Annotated in this window: 16 protein-coding genes; 2 read left to right on the forward strand and 14 right to left on the reverse strand. The window is 43.9% G+C overall.

Annotated elements, in window-relative coordinates; all coding sequences use genetic code 11:
- Positions 1-245 precede the first annotated feature (245 nt).
- From HMPREF1548_RS25100 to HMPREF1548_RS25125, 6 genes are all read right to left on the reverse strand, one after another.
- Positions 246-2,294 carry a beta-galactosidase gene (locus HMPREF1548_RS25100; protein ID WP_025491541.1) on the reverse strand — a complete coding sequence of 683 codons (2,049 nt, stop codon included), beginning with the start codon at positions 2,292-2,294 and terminating at the stop codon, positions 246-248.
- Positions 2,295-2,420: 126 nt separating this feature from the next.
- The gene (locus HMPREF1548_RS25105; protein WP_021639566.1) at positions 2,421-3,488 is read right to left on the reverse strand and encodes a LacI family DNA-binding transcriptional regulator; all 1,068 of its coding nucleotides are present in this window, start codon (positions 3,486-3,488) and stop codon (positions 2,421-2,423) included.
- Positions 3,489-3,709: 221 nt separating this feature from the next.
- On the reverse strand, positions 3,710-5,194 hold the full coding sequence (locus tag HMPREF1548_RS25110) for a sulfatase family protein (RefSeq protein WP_021639568.1): 1,485 nt from the start codon (positions 5,192-5,194) through the stop codon (positions 3,710-3,712).
- Between the two features lie 17 nt (positions 5,195-5,211).
- A complete protein-coding gene (locus HMPREF1548_RS25115) occupies positions 5,212-6,078 on the reverse strand; it encodes a carbohydrate ABC transporter permease (RefSeq protein WP_021639569.1) in 867 nt (288 codons plus the stop codon).
- Positions 6,079-6,090: 12 nt separating this feature from the next.
- Positions 6,091-6,978, reverse strand: coding sequence for a carbohydrate ABC transporter permease (locus HMPREF1548_RS25120; RefSeq protein ID WP_049942492.1), 888 nt, complete (start codon positions 6,976-6,978; stop codon positions 6,091-6,093).
- Positions 6,979-7,053: 75 nt separating this feature from the next.
- The gene (locus HMPREF1548_RS25125; protein ID WP_021639571.1) at positions 7,054-8,421 is read right to left on the reverse strand and encodes an extracellular solute-binding protein; all 1,368 of its coding nucleotides are present in this window, start codon (positions 8,419-8,421) and stop codon (positions 7,054-7,056) included.
- Positions 8,422-8,820: 399 nt separating this feature from the next.
- Here HMPREF1548_RS25125 and HMPREF1548_RS25130 point away from each other — a divergent pair, with 399 nt between their 5' ends.
- Together HMPREF1548_RS25130 and HMPREF1548_RS25135 are read left to right on the forward strand one after the other, a co-directional pair.
- Positions 8,821-10,503: a cache domain-containing sensor histidine kinase gene (locus tag HMPREF1548_RS25130; RefSeq protein ID WP_181970177.1), complete on the forward strand. Its 1,683-nt coding sequence runs from the start codon at positions 8,821-8,823 to the stop codon at positions 10,501-10,503.
- Positions 10,472-12,007 (forward strand): response regulator transcription factor, encoded by a 1,536-nt coding sequence (locus HMPREF1548_RS25135; protein ID WP_021639574.1) that lies wholly within the window; start codon positions 10,472-10,474, stop codon positions 12,005-12,007. Before HMPREF1548_RS25130 ends, HMPREF1548_RS25135 begins: the two co-directional genes overlap by 32 nt.
- Before the next feature lie 92 nt (positions 12,008-12,099).
- Here HMPREF1548_RS25135 and HMPREF1548_RS25140 read toward each other — a convergent pair whose 3' ends face one another.
- From HMPREF1548_RS25140 to HMPREF1548_RS25170, 8 genes are all read right to left on the reverse strand, one after another.
- Positions 12,100-13,773, reverse strand: coding sequence for a recombinase family protein (locus tag HMPREF1548_RS25140; RefSeq protein WP_021639575.1), 1,674 nt, complete (start codon positions 13,771-13,773; stop codon positions 12,100-12,102).
- Positions 13,770-14,204 carry a recombinase family protein gene (locus tag HMPREF1548_RS25145; protein ID WP_025489051.1) on the reverse strand — a complete coding sequence of 145 codons (435 nt, stop codon included), beginning with the start codon at positions 14,202-14,204 and terminating at the stop codon, positions 13,770-13,772. The genes HMPREF1548_RS25140 and HMPREF1548_RS25145 overlap by 4 nt, the downstream gene beginning before the upstream one ends.
- Before the next feature lie 88 nt (positions 14,205-14,292).
- Positions 14,293-14,469, reverse strand: coding sequence for a transposon-encoded TnpW family protein (locus tag HMPREF1548_RS29235; RefSeq protein WP_021639577.1), 177 nt, complete (start codon positions 14,467-14,469; stop codon positions 14,293-14,295).
- Between the two features lie 478 nt (positions 14,470-14,947).
- Complete coding sequence (locus HMPREF1548_RS25150) at positions 14,948-15,343, reverse strand: RNA polymerase sigma factor (protein ID WP_025489050.1); 396 nt, start codon at positions 15,341-15,343, stop codon at positions 14,948-14,950.
- 14 nt (positions 15,344-15,357) lie between these two features.
- The gene (locus HMPREF1548_RS25155) at positions 15,358-15,549 is read right to left on the reverse strand and encodes a hypothetical protein (RefSeq protein WP_021639580.1); all 192 of its coding nucleotides are present in this window, start codon (positions 15,547-15,549) and stop codon (positions 15,358-15,360) included.
- Positions 15,550-15,703: 154 nt separating this feature from the next.
- Positions 15,704-16,081 carry an RNA polymerase sigma factor gene (locus HMPREF1548_RS25160; RefSeq protein WP_021639581.1) on the reverse strand — a complete coding sequence of 126 codons (378 nt, stop codon included), beginning with the start codon at positions 16,079-16,081 and terminating at the stop codon, positions 15,704-15,706.
- 131 nt (positions 16,082-16,212) lie between these two features.
- On the reverse strand, positions 16,213-18,774 hold the full coding sequence (locus HMPREF1548_RS25165; protein ID WP_021639582.1) for a hybrid sensor histidine kinase/response regulator: 2,562 nt from the start codon (positions 18,772-18,774) through the stop codon (positions 16,213-16,215).
- 5 nt (positions 18,775-18,779) lie between these two features.
- Positions 18,780-19,142 (reverse strand): Hpt domain-containing protein, encoded by a 363-nt coding sequence (locus HMPREF1548_RS25170; protein ID WP_021639583.1) that lies wholly within the window; start codon positions 19,140-19,142, stop codon positions 18,780-18,782.
- Positions 19,143-19,160: the final 18 nt, after the last annotated feature.

The raw sequence follows: 19,160 nt of genomic DNA on the forward strand, positions 1-19,160 counted from the left end.
ACGTGATACACAGTTTATTTGACACACCCTAAGATTTACACAGATTATCTGTTCAAACAGAATCAAAAGCTATGCGAAATATTACCTTCATCACAATTGCAGTAATCAGATCCATTCCATCGTGTAATATATAAAGAAAAATCCGCTCTGCCATAAAACAGAACGGATTTTTCCATTTTCCATGAAAATTTTCATAATGGTCACGATCTCTGAATTACTGCTTCATTTCATCATTCCGGCAAAATTTATTTCCCCACAGCCAGCACCTTTGCCTCAAATGGCTTCAGCTCCATGCTTCCGGAAACCGTTTCTCCCGTGAACAGATCCACGCATTCCTTTTTCAGTTCCACAGCAGCGCATTCATCCAGGTAATTCAAAACAAACAGATACGTCTGCTCCCCTTCCCTGACCGCCAGCTCACAGCCCTCCGGCAATACAACTGTATCTGCGTAAGGCTCTGCAACACCCAGCTTTTCCAAGAAAATCTCCGCCGTATGCTCAGAAAAAGCGCCGCCAAAATAATACACCCTTCCTTTTCCCTGCTCCCTGCTGATAAGCGCCGGCGTCCCCGCGTAATAGCTGGAAGAAAACCTGGCCTCCACCTTCGCATCCTCTGTCAGCGGCGCAAGCAGATCGTTAAATACCGCCGCTTCGATCCGGGTGCCGTCCCAGTCCGCATAAACAGTTCCGTCCGCCGGGGAAACAAAGGTATATTCCGGAATATCCGTCCCTGTCAGCGGCGCAAGCAGGCCGGGCAATTTACTCATCACACATTTTCCCGTCTCATCCTTATACCCGGTGCGGCAGCCCAGCACCAGACAGCCGCCCTGCTCCACATATGCCGTCAGCTTATCCGTCATCTGCTGTGTCAGCATGGTTGCATGAGGATAGAACAGAACCTGATATTTTGACAGCTCCTCCGCCTTCATATGATCCAGATAGCAGAAGTCAAAGGGCGTATGCTTTCTCTGGCAAGCCTCAAAAAGCCCTTTGCCGCTTTCCCTCTCCACTCTTCCATGCCAGGCGTCCACTACGCTGTCCCACAGATTATCGTAATCTCTTACAAGACCCACCTTCGCCTGATAACGGCTTCCAGCCACACAGGCCATACGTCCTGCCTTCTCATGGATTTCCTTCAGCTCGGAAAGCCGCCTGTTGTCCCTTCCCGAATAATCCAGGATGCCGTGCCAGTAAATTTCCGTCCCCATAGTGCAGGTACGCCACCGGAAATAACTCACATAATCCGCCCCGTGGGCAATACTCTGCATCGTCCACAGCGTCATCTGCCCCGGCTTTGGCGTGGGTGCTTCCATCCGGCTGTTCCAGCCGTTTGCTCCCGACTGCTGCTCCATAATGCCGAAATTAGGGGAAATCGCTCTGGCCTCCGCCAGATTGCGGCTCCACTTTCTGTCCCGCATGCTTTTATCGTCCGGCTCATAGGAATCCAGGCAATAAGCAAAATTCGGGTAGGAGTCATAGGTGATAAAATCAAGGCTTTCCTCCGTCATACGGTGGTTATCCAGATTCCCGAACAGCCCGTTTGTGGTAATGAAATCCCCGGGCTTTACATATTTTTTCAGAATATCGCTCTGCATTCTTGCAAAACGGCAGGTACTGTCAGAAATAAAACGTATATAATCCAGCACCTCATGAGGATTGGTAGAATTACTGGGCGTCGGCCGGGGCACATAGATTTCCTCCCATTCCGTATAGGTCTGATTCCAGAAAACAGTCCCCCAAGCTTCATTCAGCCGGTCCAACGTACCATATTTTTCCTGAAGGAACACACGGAAAGCCGCCGTATCGCTTTCGGAATAAAACTCATTCACCTCACAGTTAAGCTCATTGTCAATCTGCCAGCCGATGATGGCAGGATGCGCCGCATAATGGGCGGCGGATTTCTCCACGATCCGTTTCACCAGCTCCTGATATTTCGGAGAATTGTAGTTGTAATGCCTCCGGCAGCCGTGACGGTAAAGCACCCCGTCCTGTCTGGCATTGAGCACCTCCGGGTATCTGTTGGTCAGCCATGCCGGCGGCGTGGCGCTTGGCGTACAGAAAATGACCTTCATGCCCGCGCGTTCCGCTATTTCCAGAAACCGGTCAAAAAATTCATAGGTAAATTCCCCTTCCCTGGGTTCGATTTTACTCCAGGCAAATTCCGCCACACGGACCACTTCAATCCCATTCTCCAGCATCCGCCGCAGATCCTCTTCCCACATGCCCTCCGGCCAATGCTCCGGATAATAGCAGGTGCCCAGCGTGATTTTTTCCAGGTTCATACTCCGTTCCATAATTTCTCTCCTTCCGCCCCCCTGGGGCTGCACATTTTATTTTTCCAGCCGTCCAATATCTTTACAGCTGCTTAATTCCCTTCTTTTTACCGCATCCGCCCAAAATAATTACGGCACTTTACGGCACTATCTGATTTTTCTCACCGAAGCGCCCTTTACCAGCTGTACCGGCGAGCCTGACACATACTTTACTTTTTTTCCCTCCAGCATATCCAGCAGGATATCCGCACATTTCGCTCCCTGTTTTTCCGGAAACAGGCCCACCGAGGTGAGCAGCGGATCCATATACTTCCTGGCGGAGCTTCCATCGATCCCTATGATAGAAATATCCTCCGGCACCCGCAGCCCCATGGAATGAAAGGCCTTGCACATTCCCAGCGCAAATTCATCGTTAAAAGCCACCACTGCCGTGGCATCCAGCCTTCTTTCCGCAAACAGCCTTGCCGCCAGCTCCCCTTTCCCGAAAAAATCCTCCTCCATCAGCTGCATGCCGTCCTCCCGCCTCTCATCCTCCAGAAAGGATAAAATTCTGCTGTCTCCCGCCATATCTTCCCTGTAGACGCCGATATAATACTCCTTCAGCCTGTCCCCGTAAACTTCCTTCATCAGCGAGCAGAAGGAAAGCCTCCTGGCATCCATGGAGCTGAAAGGATAAGGCATGCCCAGCGCAATCCTCCTGTGCCCGTTTTCACGCAGCGCGCGGACCGCAAGCTCCATCACCCTGACCATATCGATTTCCACCCGTGGCACCGCCCTGGAAAAGCCCTCCGCATTTCCGTAAGAAGCGCTCACCACCGGAAGACGGTAATTCCTCCCCACTGTATCCAGGTAATGCTGGGTAATGCCTTCATTGGGCATGATAATTCCGTCAATCATGGCATTCCTGATTTTCTCAAAATCCATGCTGCCGTTGAAGACCACCATATAATCCCTCTTCCCGGCCGCCTCCACCATCCCTCTGTACATATCTATGTAAAAAGAATTCTTCAGATCCTTGCAGAAAAAAAGAATCTGCTTCGTCCTCCTCTTCTGCAGCGCCTCCGCCACAGGATGGGGATAGTAGCCAAGCTCCTCCGCTATGGCCAGTATTCTTTTTTTCTTCTCCGCCTCCACGTATCCGCTGTTGTTCATCGCCCTGGATACCACGGAAACCGATACGCCGGCTCTGAGCGCAACCTCTTTTCTGGTGACCATTCTCTCTCCCCTTTTCAGCAATAAGGTTTCAGGCTGTTCCTGCCTTCCGCCGTCTTTTTCTGCCCGGAACCTGACAGGATATGAGGTTATTGTAACATATGGGGGTATGATTGTATCTTAGCTTTTATGAAAAAAGGTTGCAATAGCGGAAAATGTGGTCACGGGGCCACATTCATACTAAAAAAGAAGACAGCATTTACCGTCTCCTTTTTGCCATCCCTTTATCCTGTCTTCTCCGTGCCCTTTAGTCCAAGCCTCACATACTGCTCTTCAGGTGCTTGTGCCTCCCTCATCCCTGCTTCCAGTTTTTTGCACATATCAGCTTCTTTTTCCGCATCTTCCAATCTGTTAAGCTGTTCATAATCATTCTGTAAATCAAAAAGCATTGATGTCATTACATACTCTATATTACCTGAATAATCTTCAGGAAACAGCGCCGGAATTTTATAAACTGGATAGTGGGTGTAAGGAAGGAATCTGCCCATTTCCATTGCCTGCGCATATCGCTCATCAAAATATCTCCAGCATGTGGACGGAATTGCACAGTACTGGTATAAAGGGCTGTTTTCCCTGTTTTCAGGTGCTCTAAAATAAGTATATCTGCCGTCATAAACATTAACTGCTCTGCCGAACCAGCCATAAATCACCTGTTCTCTCGGCTTTTCTCTATCCTCAGCAATATCCCGGAGACTCATTCCTTTTACCCGTTCCGGTATTTTACATCCATGATGCTGCAAAATTGTAGGCATAAGATCTATATTCTGTGTCAGCGCCTTTACCCTTTTCCCGGATTCTTTTGTACCAGGGAAATGAATCATCAGTGGTATATGAGCCATTTCATTATAGGCATGCATAATATTTTTTCCGGTAAAACCATGTTCTCCCAGCATATGCCCATGGTCGGTCGTAAAAATAATAAGCGTATCTTCATACATATTATTCTTTTTTAATGTTTCAAGAAGCCTTCCAAACCAGTAATCAGCCATGCTCAACGTTCCAAGATAACATTTTTCCAGATGCTCCACCGCTTCCGCAGGCTCTGTTACTTCTGCATACGTGGGCCAGCAAAATTCCCGGCCCACATAGTTGTCATTATACATTTGATGATATTTTTCAGGGCAGTCAAAAGGTTCATGTGGATCAAAGCTTTCTACCATAAGAAAAAAATCGTCTGCGCCATTGTTTTGTTCAACCCAACTACAGGCCGAGCGGAAGGTTCGGGGAGAAGGATATTCTGACTCCTTCGTAAATTTGGTTCTGTTAAGCAGATACTGAGATGACTTTTTTCCATAACTTTCCGGATCAACTGAAGGCTGGTTCACACGGGAAATCCAGGTATCAAATTCCTGTCCTCTATGATAATCCCACGTATTGAACAAGTAGCAGTAATTTTCTCCTCCAATTTCAAAGTAATGTGTGTGATCGGTCGTAATATGCGTAAAAACGCCATTTTCACGCAGTACGGAAGGAAGCGTAATATCAAAAGGTTCAACACCGCCCCATCCCCTTTCCAAGAACTGCATCCGTCCGGTAAAAATATCCCTTCTGGCAGGCATACAGGGTGCAGAACCGATAAAATGATTGTCATAAATAATACAGTCCTTTGAAAAAGCATTTATATTCGGTGTGATTCCTTTTGCCCTCTCATTATATGTTTTTAAATACCGCCTGTTCAGTGTATCCATTAATACCAAAATCGTTTTCATAATTCCCCCCTGTTCTGTTATCCCTTAATTCCGGTTGTCACAATTCCCTCCACAAAGTATTTCTGCATAAATACATACATAACGAGTAGCGGAAGCATAATCAGCGTTGTCGCCGCCATCAGATAATTCCATTGCGTAATAAACTCTTCTCTGAAAACACTCAGGGCAAGTTGTACCGTCCACATATTTTTTCGTGTGGTTATAATCAGAGGCCACGTATATTCATTCCATGTACTTGTTGTTTTAAACACAATCAATGTTGCAAATATAGCCTTGCTGAGAGGAAGATATACGCGAACAAATGCTCCGAATCTGGATAGACCATCAATTTTGGCTGCATCATCCAGAGATTTTGGGAAGTTCATAAAAAACTGCCGAAACAGGAATACACCGAATGCACCTGCTATGTAAGGAGCAATCATACCTGCATAGGTATTGATCAGGCCGGTTCCTCCCTGCCCCAGAATATTGTTTCCTCCCATAAGAGGAAAGTATTTCATCGCTACAAAATTAGGCAGCATGGTAACCTGTTGAGGTATCATCATACCCACAAGCGCAAGAAGAAACAGAAAATCCTTTCCCTTAAATTCCATACGTGCAAATGCATATCCTGCCAGAGAGTTAATAACCAGGCTGATAATCACTGCCAGAAATGTTGTATAAAAGGAGTTCCAGAAAAATCTTCCCCAATCAGATGATTTCATGGCATCCGCATAATTGGAAAACAGCCAGTGTTCCGGTAACAGCCGGAACGCCGCACCGGAAATTTCCGCCTGGGTTTTCAATGATGTAAAAAACATAATTAAAAAAGGAATAATTATGATAACGCAGAACAAAAGCATCAGCAGAAATAAAAGTAAACGGGCACCCTTTTTCATTTTCATCTGTTTTCTCCTCTATCCGATATCCAAATCCTGTCCCTGATTCCCATATCTGAAGTTCAGCAGTGTAAATATCAGAATAATGAGCAGCAGGAAAACCGCCTCCGCAGCGCCGTAACCCATCCGGTATTCTGTAAAAGCTCTCGTGTAAATCTGATGTACTATTGTTGTTGTAGCATTCATCGGTCCGCCGCCGGTCATTACATTCACCTGCTCAAATACGTTAAACGCATTGATCACTCCGGTAATCACAATAAAAAAGGTTACAGGGCGAAGCATTGGTATTGTTATTCGGAAAACCTTCTGCAGATAGCCGGCTCCGTCTATGGATGCCGCTTCATAAAGATAAGAAGGGATGTTATTCAACCCGGCCAGATATAATGTCATATAATAACCGACCCCCTTCCACACTCCCATAACTATCATTGCGCCCAAAGCTAATTTTTCATCATACAGCCATTGCCTGGCCTCAAAACCAAGCGCCTCCAGGATTACGTTAAACACACCGTTAGTAGGATCATACAGCCAAAGCCAGACCATCGACATTGAAACCATGGATGTGACGTATGGAAGATAAATAAAGCCTCTGAAAAAACGTGTGCCCCAAAGCGCCGCGCTATTTAAGGCCAGTGCGAGGACAAACCCCAGAATGAGAGTCATAAATACCGTAAATACCACATAAATAAAAGTGTTTTGCACAGATTTCCAAAACAGCCCATCATGGAAAAGAGCAATATAATTTTTAATTCCGGTAAAAGAAATTGTTTTCAGATTAAAATCTGTAAAACTCAATCCAACATTCACTACAATAGGAAATAATACAAATAAAAGAAAAAATATATAATATGGAGCAATAAACCAGTAAGCACACCGGTCGGTTGTGACACCCTTTTTCTTTTTCATCCAAATCCCCACCATTTTTATTAGTTCTATAGCAGCGGGCAGGTTTAGCCTGCCCGCATTGCTGTACTGTTTCTGCTATTCTATCTCCTTTTCCAACTGTGACAGCGCATCATTTAACGCCTGCTCTGCTGTCTTCTTTCCATTGATTACTTCTTCATAAGCAACGGAAACATATTTATTGTAGACACTGATCCAGGGCACGGTGGCTTTGCCTTTTCCACTTTCCACATAATCAATAACCGCTTGATTCAGTTCCGGGTTCCCTGATTGAATGAACTGCTCTTCCAAAGATTTTTTTACGATTGGCACCTTAAAGTCTTCGGTCCTCATCCAGACAATTTCATTGGAAAGCATATGCTGCATAAACAGCCAGGCTGCTTCCTTATGCTTTGAGGTTGCTCCCATTGCTATCAGATTATAGCCACAGAAGGAAATCCCGGGTTCTGAGCCGTCTTTCGACAGTACCGGAAGATACCCCAATTCAACTTCCGGGTTATCCTTCATAAACTGTCCTATCTGCTGAGGGGATAAATTGCTGATGGCCGACATTCCTTTCATAAATGGCCGTTCATCTCCCTTCTGTTGATCATGAGGAATGGAAACATTCATCTGTGCCAGTTCTCCCAGAAATGAGAAAGCATCTATGGCTGCCTGATCCGTAAACGCCGGCTTCAGATTCAATTCATCAATTACCGGTGAACCTGCACTTCGCATATAAGGTTCTGTAAAAACAAGCGAGCTGTCAATTGAGGGAATATCCAGACCGGCAAAAACCACTTTATCCCCATCTCTTTCGGTTAATACCTCCGCCGCATTTTTTAGTTCTTCCCATGTAGCCGGAGGATTTTGCGGATCCAGTCCCGCTTCTGTAAATTTATCCTTTCGGAAAGCATACACCTGAGGATTGGGGAAAATTCCCAGTGCAACCTGATTCCCCTGATATTTCCCCATTTCATAAGCACTGTCAAATAAATCGTCCTTTTCCTCCCATCCCTCTATATAGCTGTCAAGCTTTTCGAAATCACCTAAAGCACCCCGGGACCCGACTTCCGCCAAAACCAGCTGAATAACATCCGGATAGGTATCACTTAAAACAGCTGCATTTAATTTCGTTTCCTGATCTGAAATCGTTGAAGACATTCCGGTAGCTTCTACCTTTATATTAGGATATTTTGCTTCGAAGGAATCCACACATTTCTGTACGAATTCCGTATCTGCCTGTGATGTTCCCTGATGCCAGTATTGTATTGTTACCTGTTCACCGCTTTCAGATTTTTCATTGGTTCCCTGTGCCTGTGTACTTTCCTGTGCCGATACTGCGCTGTTTTCCTCTGTTGCAGTGTCCTGTGGTACCTGCTGTGTATCGCTGCTGCCACAGCCTGCCAGCATAGCTGCCCCTATCATAATTGCCAATAACCTTTGTACTTTATTTCTTTTCCGCATAAGTCCCTCTCCTTCCGATTCTTACAACAGCTGAAGGCCTTCATTCCTTGTAAAGCCATATTAACATTACCGTATAAAAAATACTGCTTCTATTTATTGGCAGTTTTAAAATATATTCATATAATCTCTTTTTATTTTTATGTGCAGTTTTATTTTTATAATATTTTTTGATCCTTTTCTCTAATCTTCTGATTGTGCATTTTATACATTTCATACCATTTGCCAACTACACTTTTGTATTATATAATGAATGAAGTCCAGAATGAGGTGAAAACGATGCGGAATAAAAAAAGTATTTCTTTTCAGATAATTATTACGGTTATCATATCTTTCCTTGCTTTATTCCTTTTTTTCTCTATACTTACTACCGAACTGTATTACAGGAATGTAACTGATATTATGCAAGAATCTCAGCAGCATTCCCTTACACAGTTAAATGAAAGCTTTGATGTTTTTTATCAGCAGATAATTTATATTCTGATTCAACTGTCCGGTGATACCGTATTAAAACAGTATCTTACAAAGGAACCGGAAGACAACTTTGAATATTATCAGATGCAACGGTATGTACATGATTTTCTCCAAACCTACAATGGTTTTTTTCCCAATTCTAACGTACACCTGATCCTATATGGTGAAAACGGGCAGACTTATACCACCTATAATGAAACCTTATATTTAGAAGATACTGGTATCCTTAAAGAAGATTTTGTAAAACAGGCAGAAAAAAATCACCGCCGGCTTGGAGTGTCTTATTTCCATTCCGGTCTGACCCCCTACACCCAAAATGATGATTACATGTATTTTGCCCACGCCTTATATGATCCCTACCGTTCCAGATATTATGGCACAATCCTGGTTGTAATAGATGAGTCATGCTTCCAGAATCTGTATTCCGATTTAATCCAGGATAACAATCATTTTTCTGTTATTACAGAGGACGGCCTCATTATTTCCGACAGCAAAGCTGAATTTCTCAACAGCTCTGATTCCACCCTTCTTGATATCGCCAGAAAAAACTCCGACGGCGTATTGGAATATGCGGGAGAAAAGTGGATTCCAAGCTCCATATATAACCAGTATTTCGATTTTTATATCCTACAGTTAACTGAATATAATGCCATTACATCCAGAGTCTCTCCATCTATCCTGCGGATATTGGAATTATGCTGTTTTGCCCAGCTCCTTATAACAGTGGTTCTTATATGTCTCCTTCAGAAAATCACACGCCCAATTCACAGGCTGTCCGTAGCCATGCAGAATGTTTCAGACAGAGATCTTCTCTCCCGTCCTGAAAAAATGAATTTCACAGGTTGTTCAGAAGCCCGGCTTCTCGGTGAAAGCTTCAATGAAATGTTTTCAAAGCTTGAATACTATACAAAAAAACTAATGCAGGAACAGGATGCCCGTCATGCAGCCGAACTGAATTCCCTGCAGCACCAGATTAACCCACATTTCATTTACAATACGCTCGCTTCCATCAGATACCTTTCTATGGCAGGCCAGCGGGAAAAGGTCATAACAGGAATCAACTCTCTCACAAAGCTCCTCCGAAAAACGCTGGGGGATATCAGAGAAACCATTCCTTTGGAGCAGGAACTGGATTTACTGCAAGATTATTTCCAAATCCAGCTGTTGCGCTATGGTGATGGCATCCGTCTTTACTTAAATGTACAAGAGACCTGCCTTTCAGCTGCGGTTCCCAAATTTTTTCTTCAGCCTCTGGTAGAGAACTCTATTTTTCATGGCTTCTCCACCAACACCCCCTGTGGCAGTATCAGCATTTACGCCACGATAAACGGCGCAATTCTGAAACTGGAAATTATGGATAACGGTGCTGGAATTCCACCGGATATCCTGATGCACATTATGGATGTTTCTGCAAAAAACAATCGAAACAGCCTTACAAAGATAGGTCTTAAAAATATTGAAGACCGTATCAAAATGATTTATGGACCCCAATATGGCCTCAATATAATGAGCACTCCAGGGTATGGCACTCAGGTAATAATACATCTGCCTTTGATATATTTTGAGGGGGAAAAATGCTATGAAAAATCTTCAGAAGATAGTCATCATTGATGATGAGATGGTTCTTCGGAACGGACTGAAATATCTCTGCGACTGGGAGGCTCATGGATTTACAATTGCAGGGGAAGCCTCTAATGGCATTGAAGGTTTTCAGCTGATACAGGAAATCCGGCCGGATATTGTTATTACAGATATTGTCATGCCAGGAATGGACGGCATCAGCCTAACCGCCCAGATTAAAGAGCATTTCCCCAATATTCATATTATTGTCCTTAGCAGCTATGACAATTTTGCTTACGCAAAATCCAGCTTTAAGCTTGGCATCGCCGATTATCTGCTTAAACCGGAACTGGAAGCTGCAGATCTTCTTCATCTGCTGGAAAAGCTCAGCAGGACTTCTGGTTTGGATGATTTCAAAAGTTCCGCCTCTCAGTTTTTCCAAGAAATTCTTACATTCTGCAGCCTGGAGGAGGAGGAATATCTGGAGGAATTTAATGACAGAGGTATCCATTTTAAAGAAAAAATACCATATACGCTGATGGCAGCTCCCTATCAGGGGACTATACCGGTTCACAGGCTTCTTCCTGCCGTGACAAATCTTTCACTGGAGCTATTTCCGGCCTGTCCCTGTATCTCTTGTGTCACAAGTCAGGGCTACCTCTGCATCCTTCTTCAGGCAGTAAGCGCTACGGAACTTCCGTCTCATGCCCGGCTTACCGAGTTTACCGTTCAGCTGGAAAGGAAACTGGAAAATAGTTTTCTTTTCGCATGCATGCCGGTATTCTCCGTACTCAGTAACCTTTCTCAGGTATATGGAGAAATGTGCGGACTGCTTTCCTACGGTTTTTACTTTCCGGAAAAAACATTACTGTTTCCTGAGGATGTCCATAAATGCGAGCTTGCTTTTCCTGATACTTCTTTTTCAAATTGTCTGGATCCATTACGTCTTGATGATGCCAGAAATCTTGTATACAATTATCTGAGCAATGCAGAAGCACAGGCCGGCATGGATGTATTTACCTTGAAAAAACAAGTAGAGAATGCAATATACAGACTCATACAGACGCTTGCGGACGCCTCGTTTCCAACCGATGAAATAAATTCAAAAAAGGTAATGTATTTTAAAAAAATGGATATGTCAGCTGACTGTAATTCTCTCAGACAGGTTCTCTCCGAAACATTTGCCGAGCTGGAGGATATTGTCCGTAAGGGCACGCAGGAAAGAGAGGGTAATCTATTCTACAAAATTGAAGAATATATCCGTCTGAATTGCGAACAGGAACTGAAGCTATACGATCTGGCCAAACAGTTTCACCTGAATTACACTTACCTGTCCACACTTTTTTATCAGAACACAGAAGAGCATTTCTCTGACTATCTGAATCGTATGCGTGTTGAAAAAGCCAAGGGACTTCTGCGAACCGAAAATAACTCCATTCAATGCATCAGTGAAAAATGCGGCTTTATAAATCAAGGCTATTTTTCAAAAATATTCAAAAAATTTACAGGCTGCTCTCCTAAGGAATATCAAAAGCTATACCACAAAAGCCGCTGAAATGTGCCAAAAAACCCTGAACCGCAAAAGCGGGAGCCGGTTAAGGAAACTTTTTTAGTTTTGTGATAAGCAGCGTAATGTACGAGAGTATGTTACGCTGCTTTTCCTTTCAATTCGAGTTGCGCCACAAGCTGTGTTGCACCAACTTCCCCGATAAAGGTATAGTAGATGTCAATTTTCTGCTGGCGGTGGCCGCTGCTCTTGTCACCCTCATGGATAACAATTTTCTCTATCAGATCGTGAAGCATACCACGGGAGAGTTCTTCAAAAGAAGTGTACTTCCTGGCCATCTTCAAGAAGCTGTCTATTTTAATGACTTTGCTTTCAGCTTCATTGACCTGTTTCTGAATATCTGCGATTTCAGAACATGTATCGCGCTGTTCTTTCTCATAGTCTGATGACAGTTTTTTGAACCGTTCGTCAGACAGCTTTCCACTTATATTGTCCTCATAAAGCCGTTTGATGATGTTATCCAGCTCACCAATCCGACGCTCCTTTGCAGCCAGTTCCTTTTTCATGGACTGTATCTGCTTTTGCTGCTCCTTTGCGGAGCGATTCATTAAACGCCGGACAAATTCCTGTTCGTTTTCAAGTGCAAAAGTAACTGTCTGCTTTAGGTTTTCCAATACCAGATTTTCCAGAACCACTGCTCTGATGTAGTGCATGGTACAGCTATTTGTCCGGTCACGGTATTTCCCACAGCAATAGCACTCCTGATTTTTACTGATATTCTGTCCACGGTGAGCGCGGAGTGGGGAACCGCAGTCTGCACAGAACAGCAAACCAGAGAACAATGCCATTTCCCCCTGCTTGGTAGGACGTGGCCGCCCCTCCCGCAGTCGCTGAACCTGCTCCCAAACCTCTTGCTCTACCAGCGCCGGGTGAGTATTCTCAAAAATCATCTGCTGATCCTCCGGGGTAGGCAGCCGCTTCTTGAACTTATAAGACTTGGAGTAGGTTTTGAAGTTGACCGTGTGGCCCAAATATTCCTTATATTCCAGAATGTTGGCAATCGTGCTGTCAGACCAGTTATAAGGTGCTTCCGGGTGGTAGTTCCGCTTTTTCCCTGTCCGGCGGAATGCCAGCGTACCAGGTGTGGGGATTTTTTTCTTGGTCAGGATATTTGCTATCCGAACCGGCCCCAGCCCCTGTGCGGCCAGATCAAACATCAGCTTGACTACCCAGGCTGCTTCCGGATCGGGAACAAGCTGGCCACCTTCGCCCTTAATATAGCCATAAGGAGGGTTGCTGCTTATCCGTTGCCCGGACATACCTTTCATTCGCTTGACCGCCCTTTGCTTCTTTGAGCAGTCACGGGCATACCATTCATTGAACAGATTGCGGAACGGGGTCAGGTCATTTTCGCCCTTTTGAGAATCTACACCGTCATTGACAGCAACAAAGTGAACCTCATATTCCGGGAAGATCATTTCCGTATACATGCCCACCTGCAAGTAGTCACGGCCAAATCGCGACATATCCTTGATAATGACCCTTTTTACTAAACCAGCCCGCACATCAGCTACCATTCTTTGAAAATCAGGGCGGTCAAAGGTCGTGCCGGAATAGCCATCATCAACATAAAATCGGTAATTGGTGAAGCCGTTTTCTTTGCAATACCTTTCCAGCATTTCTTTCTGGTTTTGGATACTGTTGCTGTCACCGTCATTTGCGTCGTCCACCGATAACCGGCAGTACAGGGCAGTCAAAGCGTCCAGGCTCAACACGTTATGGTATGAAAGCATTTCAGTCATATTTGCCATCATTGTGCCGCACCCCCTTTCAGGAGTGCATACAGGCGTTGATCCCGTTCACGCTTCCACTGGTTAAGTGAAATATCCTGGTTTAACACATAGAGCGTCGTTCCCTGGGTGTCGGCATAGTCAATAAGTTCGTCAGCAAGGAACAAATCACGGCTGAACCGGGAAAAATCCATAGCAGCCATAATAGCATATTTCCGGTCACCAGAAAGGAATTTCTGAATACCAGGGCGGTCAAGAGTACGGCCAGAAAAGCCGCTGTCCACCAAATAGATGATCTGCTCAGGGGTAAAGCCCTGTTGCTCCGCCCAAAGGGCCAGTCGTTTTTTCTGTGTTAGAATCCCCAAAGTATTGACTTGACTGTTTGCCGAATCTACACGGCAATAAAGCGCGATATATTCAATTTTTTTATTGTCCTTTTCGTTCGTCTGTAACATCATATCCTCCAATCCGACGAACTAAAGGGCTTGGGTTTATGCCTTTATTATACCGCACCTTTGCCGTCTTAGGAAGCACTTTCGCACATTAAAGTGTTAAATTTTTATTAACTGATGTACCCAGGCCAGCTTCACGTTCAATCAATCGCGCCATTTTGTCGGCAGCAGTTTCTTTGCTGTCCTGATTGAAGAAAGAGGACACAACATAGGTCGTGCCCTTTACCCGGCGCATCATCACAGCGTCCGGTTTCCTATCTTTGTCCATTTTTCACCTGCTTTCTATAAAAAGAGGGCACCGCGCCGGATTGCTCCAGCGCGGGCCTCGGTTATCGTTTTATTTAGTACCGTATTATCTGGACTTGTCATCGTCCATCGGCTCACCCCCGGTACAGTGGGAACATTCAGATCGTGCCGTGGTTATCCAGCCGGTAGCTGGCGGCCCTCCGCGTTCGGTGAAGTAATGCGTTTTCTACTGTGACAGGTCACGGCAATTTCCAGCCCACCACAGGCCGGGTATCAGCCGCCAAATAACCGCTCAGCCCCTTTGATGTTATCGTATTGACGGACTGCTCTGACCAGTCCGCAGGGGGTCGTGGCGTTTGCGCTATGCGTTGCTCGCTGTCACATTCAAAATCTGAATGCTGATATGAACGGATTGCCCGCTGTTTGTCAAGGTCCTGATATAGAAAAGGTCCTCCAATCCCTTTCACTATATAGGAGGGAAAGCGGGCAAAAGTTGATAGTCAGGCGGCAAGATTTTCACGAATTTTTTTCAGTGCAGATTTAGCGGAACGCATGACAGCCGCCTTATGACACCCCTGCATTTTGGCAATTTCCGAGTAAGAGTAACCGTAGGCAAAATGCAGAATAAATCGCTCACGTTGCTGCGGTGGAATATCTTGCAGAACGGCCTGTATTTCCCGCAGCCGTTCTATACGTTCATAGGTTTGTTCCAAAGGCTCCGTCGCCAGTTCAAAAAGCAGGCAGTTGTCAAAGGACCTCCCGTCGATATGTTTCCGGCGCTCATATCTCTGGCGTTCTTCCTGGCGGCGGCTATCCTCATAAACCTTGTAAACGTCCACCGACACTTCGACCTCCAGCAGATTATGATCGATATTAGTAATTGTAATGACATACATAGGCCAGCCCTCCATCATGCAACGCGGAAAAAAGCGACGATCTCTTTCGGCGTATGTTCTGCATGAGTATCACAGAACTGTTTTGGTTCGCCGCAGGCATAAGGACAGCTTGCGGCAGCCTGACAAGGTGGCGTAGGGGCAGGGGCCGCTGTGATTAAAACGGATTCCCCAGGAGCCAGATGAATTACTTTGATGGTTTTTACCATAATAGAACACCTCCGATTTTTGTATTAGAGGGCTTATCCCTCTTATCTATCGGAGATTAGAGAACCTGTAAATTAAAGGGTAACGATACAATTTTCAAAAAATAAATAGACAAAGACAAGGGCAGTATCGCTTGGATACTGCCCTTGCTTTCAACTATTCGTTTAGATATTCCCTGAGCCGGTGGAACGCTCTTTGAAGCAGTAGCGTAACCGCCGCCGGACTACACTGGAATACTGCCGCAATTTCCTTGTACTGATATCCCTCCCAAAAAGCAAGTTTAATAGCCTGCTTTTGCCGGTCGGTCAGACGACGCAGGGCTTTGGCTAATTTTTCATTTTGGACAGTATCAATAAAGTCCTCGTTAAATAATTCTGTGGTAAAGTCGTTGTGGGGAAATAAAGAACGTTCTTGGTAAATGAGTTCTTCACTCATACTTTCCAGTGAGTAACAATGATAACGAAATCTACGGTTTGCATTGTTGATTTTACGATCTTCTTCATTTATGGTCTTAGTCCAATATTCGTAATCCATTTACTCCTCCATTCCAATCATTTTTTTGAAATAATTGGAATGGAGGCGATCTACACCTAAAAACGAAAAGGTGGGAATTGGAGATAAATATAAAAGCGCGTGCCTTCGGACACGCGCTTTTATGGATAGATTTAAATTAAAAATCTTTTTAATATGCGAGTCAATTCTATATCATCGATTGGCTTTGCTATATGGGCATTCATACCGCACTCCAGACAATGCTGTATGTCATCAGAAAAAGCATCTGCACTCATAGCTATAATTGGAACAGATAGGGCATTAGGATGATTCAGTCCACGGATAGCTTTTGTGGCCTCATACCCTGTCATATGCGGCATCCGTATATCCATAAGAATTGCATCGTAATATCCCTGTGGTGATCTTTGGAACTTGTCCAGACAGATCTGGCCATCTTCTGCCCAATCCAGTTCCACGCCTAAATCGGAAAGTAATTCTTTAGCGACTTCCCAGTTTAGTTCATTATCCTCAGCAAGCAGAATACGACGTCCGGATAGATCGATATTGTGGTTCAATGTCTGATCATTTTCTGTTTCAGCGCCCATATACTGACGCAAAGCATGATACAGAGTGGATTTAAAAAGGGGTTTGGAAATAAAACCACTAATACCTGCTTCACGAGCTTCCGCTTCAAATTCACTCCAGTCATATGCAGAAATCAGCAAAATCGGCACTTCATCTCCCAAATTACGCCGGATTTCTTTTGCAACTTGAATCCCATTCATACCAGGTAGTTTCCAATCCAATAGAATGATTTGATAATCATCTCTCTTTTGGTGGTGTTGGGTAACCAGTTCTATCGCCTTTTCTCCACTCAATACCCAGTCGGCATTGATGCCGATGGTTTTCAGCGTGTCTATCGCTGTCCTGCAGAGTAATTCATCATCATCAACTACCAACATATTCCAGGAAGGAAGAACCATATCCATTTCCAGTGCAACCGCTTTTTCAAAATCAAATGTAAGAGAAACCTCGGTACCTTTATCAAGTTCACTTGTTATATTAAGGGATCCTTCCATTGCCTCCACAATGTACTTTGTAATCGCCATTCCCAAACCAGTGCCTTGCGTTTTACTAACCCTGACTCCATCAGCACGGCTATAGGGTTCATATATTCTTTTCAGAAAATCTGGCGACATACCAATTCCATTATCCTTGACCTTGATATGGATTCGGATATAGTTTTCTCCTTTCGGAGATTTTTCTTCAGAGAGGGATAGTTGTATCGAACCCCCCTCCGGTGTATACTTCGTTGAATTCGATAAAAGATTTAGCAAAACCTGATTCAAGCGTACACCATCGCACCACACATTTTCTGTTAAGATATTTTCCACATGTATGTCAAAGGTTTGCCTTTTTGCCTTAACCTGTGGCTGCATAATATTAACAATTCCTTCAACAACTTCCTTTAATGAAATTTGTTCTGTTGTTAAAGTTAATTTCCCACTTTCAATTTTAGACATATCCAAAACATCGTTGATCAGCCCTAATAGATGTTTACTTGATAATGTAATTTTTCTAAGGCAATTCTGTACCTGTTTCTGGTCATCTATGTGGGCTGTGGCAATCGCGGTCATGCCGACAATTGCATTCATGGGTGTACGAATATCATGGCTCATATTTGCTAAAAATTCGCTTTTGGCTTTGTTCGCTTCAAGAGCAGTCTGCCGGGCCTTCTCCAATTCATACACCTGAGAACGGGTTATGAAGAAATACCGAATAAAAATCAATGATAGAAAAATCAAGATAGAAGCACAGGCCAATCCTACCATAAATATGCGCAGGTTTTCCAGAGCGTCCACGTTTTTGTTCAATATACTATAAGGCATTACCGATACTAAATACCACTCGGAACAGGGTAATGGGTTACCATATATTTGAAGTGTTTCACCATTCACTTCAAATGTTGTACTATATTCGTCATGATTCTTTAGTGCAGCACCAAATTCTTTAATAGAATTTTCTACAGATAGCTCATTTGCTGTAGCATTAAGCTGCTTTTGTAGTTGTTCAAAGAAATACCACAACTCAGTGTTGTCGTTCTGTATTACAAAACTACCGTCTGGCCTGATAATATGATAATATATCAGCTGCTCTTCATTCTCTAAGGAAAGGAAATCAATGATGTACTCCAGTGGGACGGCTGCTACCAGTCCAGTGCTCATACTGCCATCCTGCATAGGGTAATCAGTGGCATCAACGCCAAACAATACCACTATATTTCCGGCAGAATCACTACCTAAAGCGACTCTTTGTTCTCCTCGTACTAATGCTTCTACAAAGGGGGCTGGGTTCAGTGGTTGTATTGATTGTCCATAAAGAGTCTGAAAATCTCCCTCAGTAGAACAAAGTGCTAAATAGTCAAAGTTCCTGACCTTCGTCCTGTAAACAAGTTCCTCATATAACTTTTCTTTTTCGTTATTATCTACTGAGACAACAGAAACAATGCCGCTGACCTGATCAAAACGTAATTGAATGACAGTTTGAAAGTGTCTGGACATTTGTTCGTTCATTCCAGACATATAAATCTGAGCAACTTCATTAATAGCCTTGTTGCTTTTTCGGCTCATATAAATTCCGAGCATACTGAAAACCATAATACTAAAGACAATTAACCCAATAAAACTGCCTATTAGAAAATGTGTTACAGAATGCTTTTTTTTACTGTTTCCCATTGATGTTATTCCTCCCTGGAATTCTTAAAATCTCTAATAACATTGATGGTTTCATAGTAATCCTCTGATAATTTCGGCATCATATCGATAGCCTTATCCCAATCGTTTTCTTTTAATGCATTAGTTACCAAACTACTACTTTCAAACAATCTGGTAAATGAAAGATTTTGACAAATTCCTTTGAGTGTATGAACGGCCCTTAGAGCCTCTTCATAGTCCTTATTCTCCACAGACGCTTCAAACAAATGAAAGCTTTTATCATCCAGGAATTTATACATAAATTTCTGAACGATTTGCTCACGACGCAATCTGCCCAGCACTTCATCAAAATCGCCGCCAAATTTTATATAACAATCTTTTAGATTCATAATCACGATTCCTCCTTT

It is taken from the genome of Clostridium sp. KLE 1755 (assembly GCF_000466465.2).
Classification (GTDB): Bacteria; Bacillota; Clostridia; order Lachnospirales; family Lachnospiraceae; genus Eisenbergiella; species Eisenbergiella porci.

Coding starts and splice junctions, on each gene's coding strand:
- HMPREF1548_RS25100 (WP_025491541.1), bottom strand. CDS start 2,294: ATGGAACGGAGTATGAACCTGGAAAAAATCACGCTGGGCACCTGCTAT.
- HMPREF1548_RS25105 (WP_021639566.1), bottom strand. CDS start 3,488: ATGGTCACCAGAAAAGAGGTTGCGCTCAGAGCCGGCGTATCGGTTTCC.
- HMPREF1548_RS25110 (WP_021639568.1), bottom strand. CDS start 5,194: ATGAAAACGATTTTGGTATTAATGGATACACTGAACAGGCGGTATTTA.
- HMPREF1548_RS25115 (WP_021639569.1), bottom strand. CDS start 6,078: ATGAAAATGAAAAAGGGTGCCCGTTTACTTTTATTTCTGCTGATGCTT.
- HMPREF1548_RS25120 (WP_049942492.1), bottom strand. CDS start 6,978: ATGAAAAAGAAAAAGGGTGTCACAACCGACCGGTGTGCTTACTGGTTT.
- HMPREF1548_RS25125 (WP_021639571.1), bottom strand. CDS start 8,421: ATGCGGAAAAGAAATAAAGTACAAAGGTTATTGGCAATTATGATAGGG.
- HMPREF1548_RS25130 (WP_181970177.1), top strand. CDS start 8,821: ATGCAAGAATCTCAGCAGCATTCCCTTACACAGTTAAATGAAAGCTTT.
- HMPREF1548_RS25135 (WP_021639574.1), top strand. CDS start 10,472: ATGAAAAATCTTCAGAAGATAGTCATCATTGATGATGAGATGGTTCTT.
- HMPREF1548_RS25140 (WP_021639575.1), bottom strand. CDS start 13,773: ATGATGGCAAATATGACTGAAATGCTTTCATACCATAACGTGTTGAGC.
- HMPREF1548_RS25145 (WP_025489051.1), bottom strand. CDS start 14,204: ATGTTACAGACGAACGAAAAGGACAATAAAAAAATTGAATATATCGCG.
- HMPREF1548_RS29235 (WP_021639577.1), bottom strand. CDS start 14,469: ATGGACAAAGATAGGAAACCGGACGCTGTGATGATGCGCCGGGTAAAG.
- HMPREF1548_RS25150 (WP_025489050.1), bottom strand. CDS start 15,343: ATGTATGTCATTACAATTACTAATATCGATCATAATCTGCTGGAGGTC.
- HMPREF1548_RS25155 (WP_021639580.1), bottom strand. CDS start 15,549: ATGGTAAAAACCATCAAAGTAATTCATCTGGCTCCTGGGGAATCCGTT.
- HMPREF1548_RS25160 (WP_021639581.1), bottom strand. CDS start 16,081: ATGGATTACGAATATTGGACTAAGACCATAAATGAAGAAGATCGTAAA.
- HMPREF1548_RS25165 (WP_021639582.1), bottom strand. CDS start 18,774: ATGGGAAACAGTAAAAAAAAGCATTCTGTAACACATTTTCTAATAGGC.
- HMPREF1548_RS25170 (WP_021639583.1), bottom strand. CDS start 19,142: ATGAATCTAAAAGATTGTTATATAAAATTTGGCGGCGATTTTGATGAA.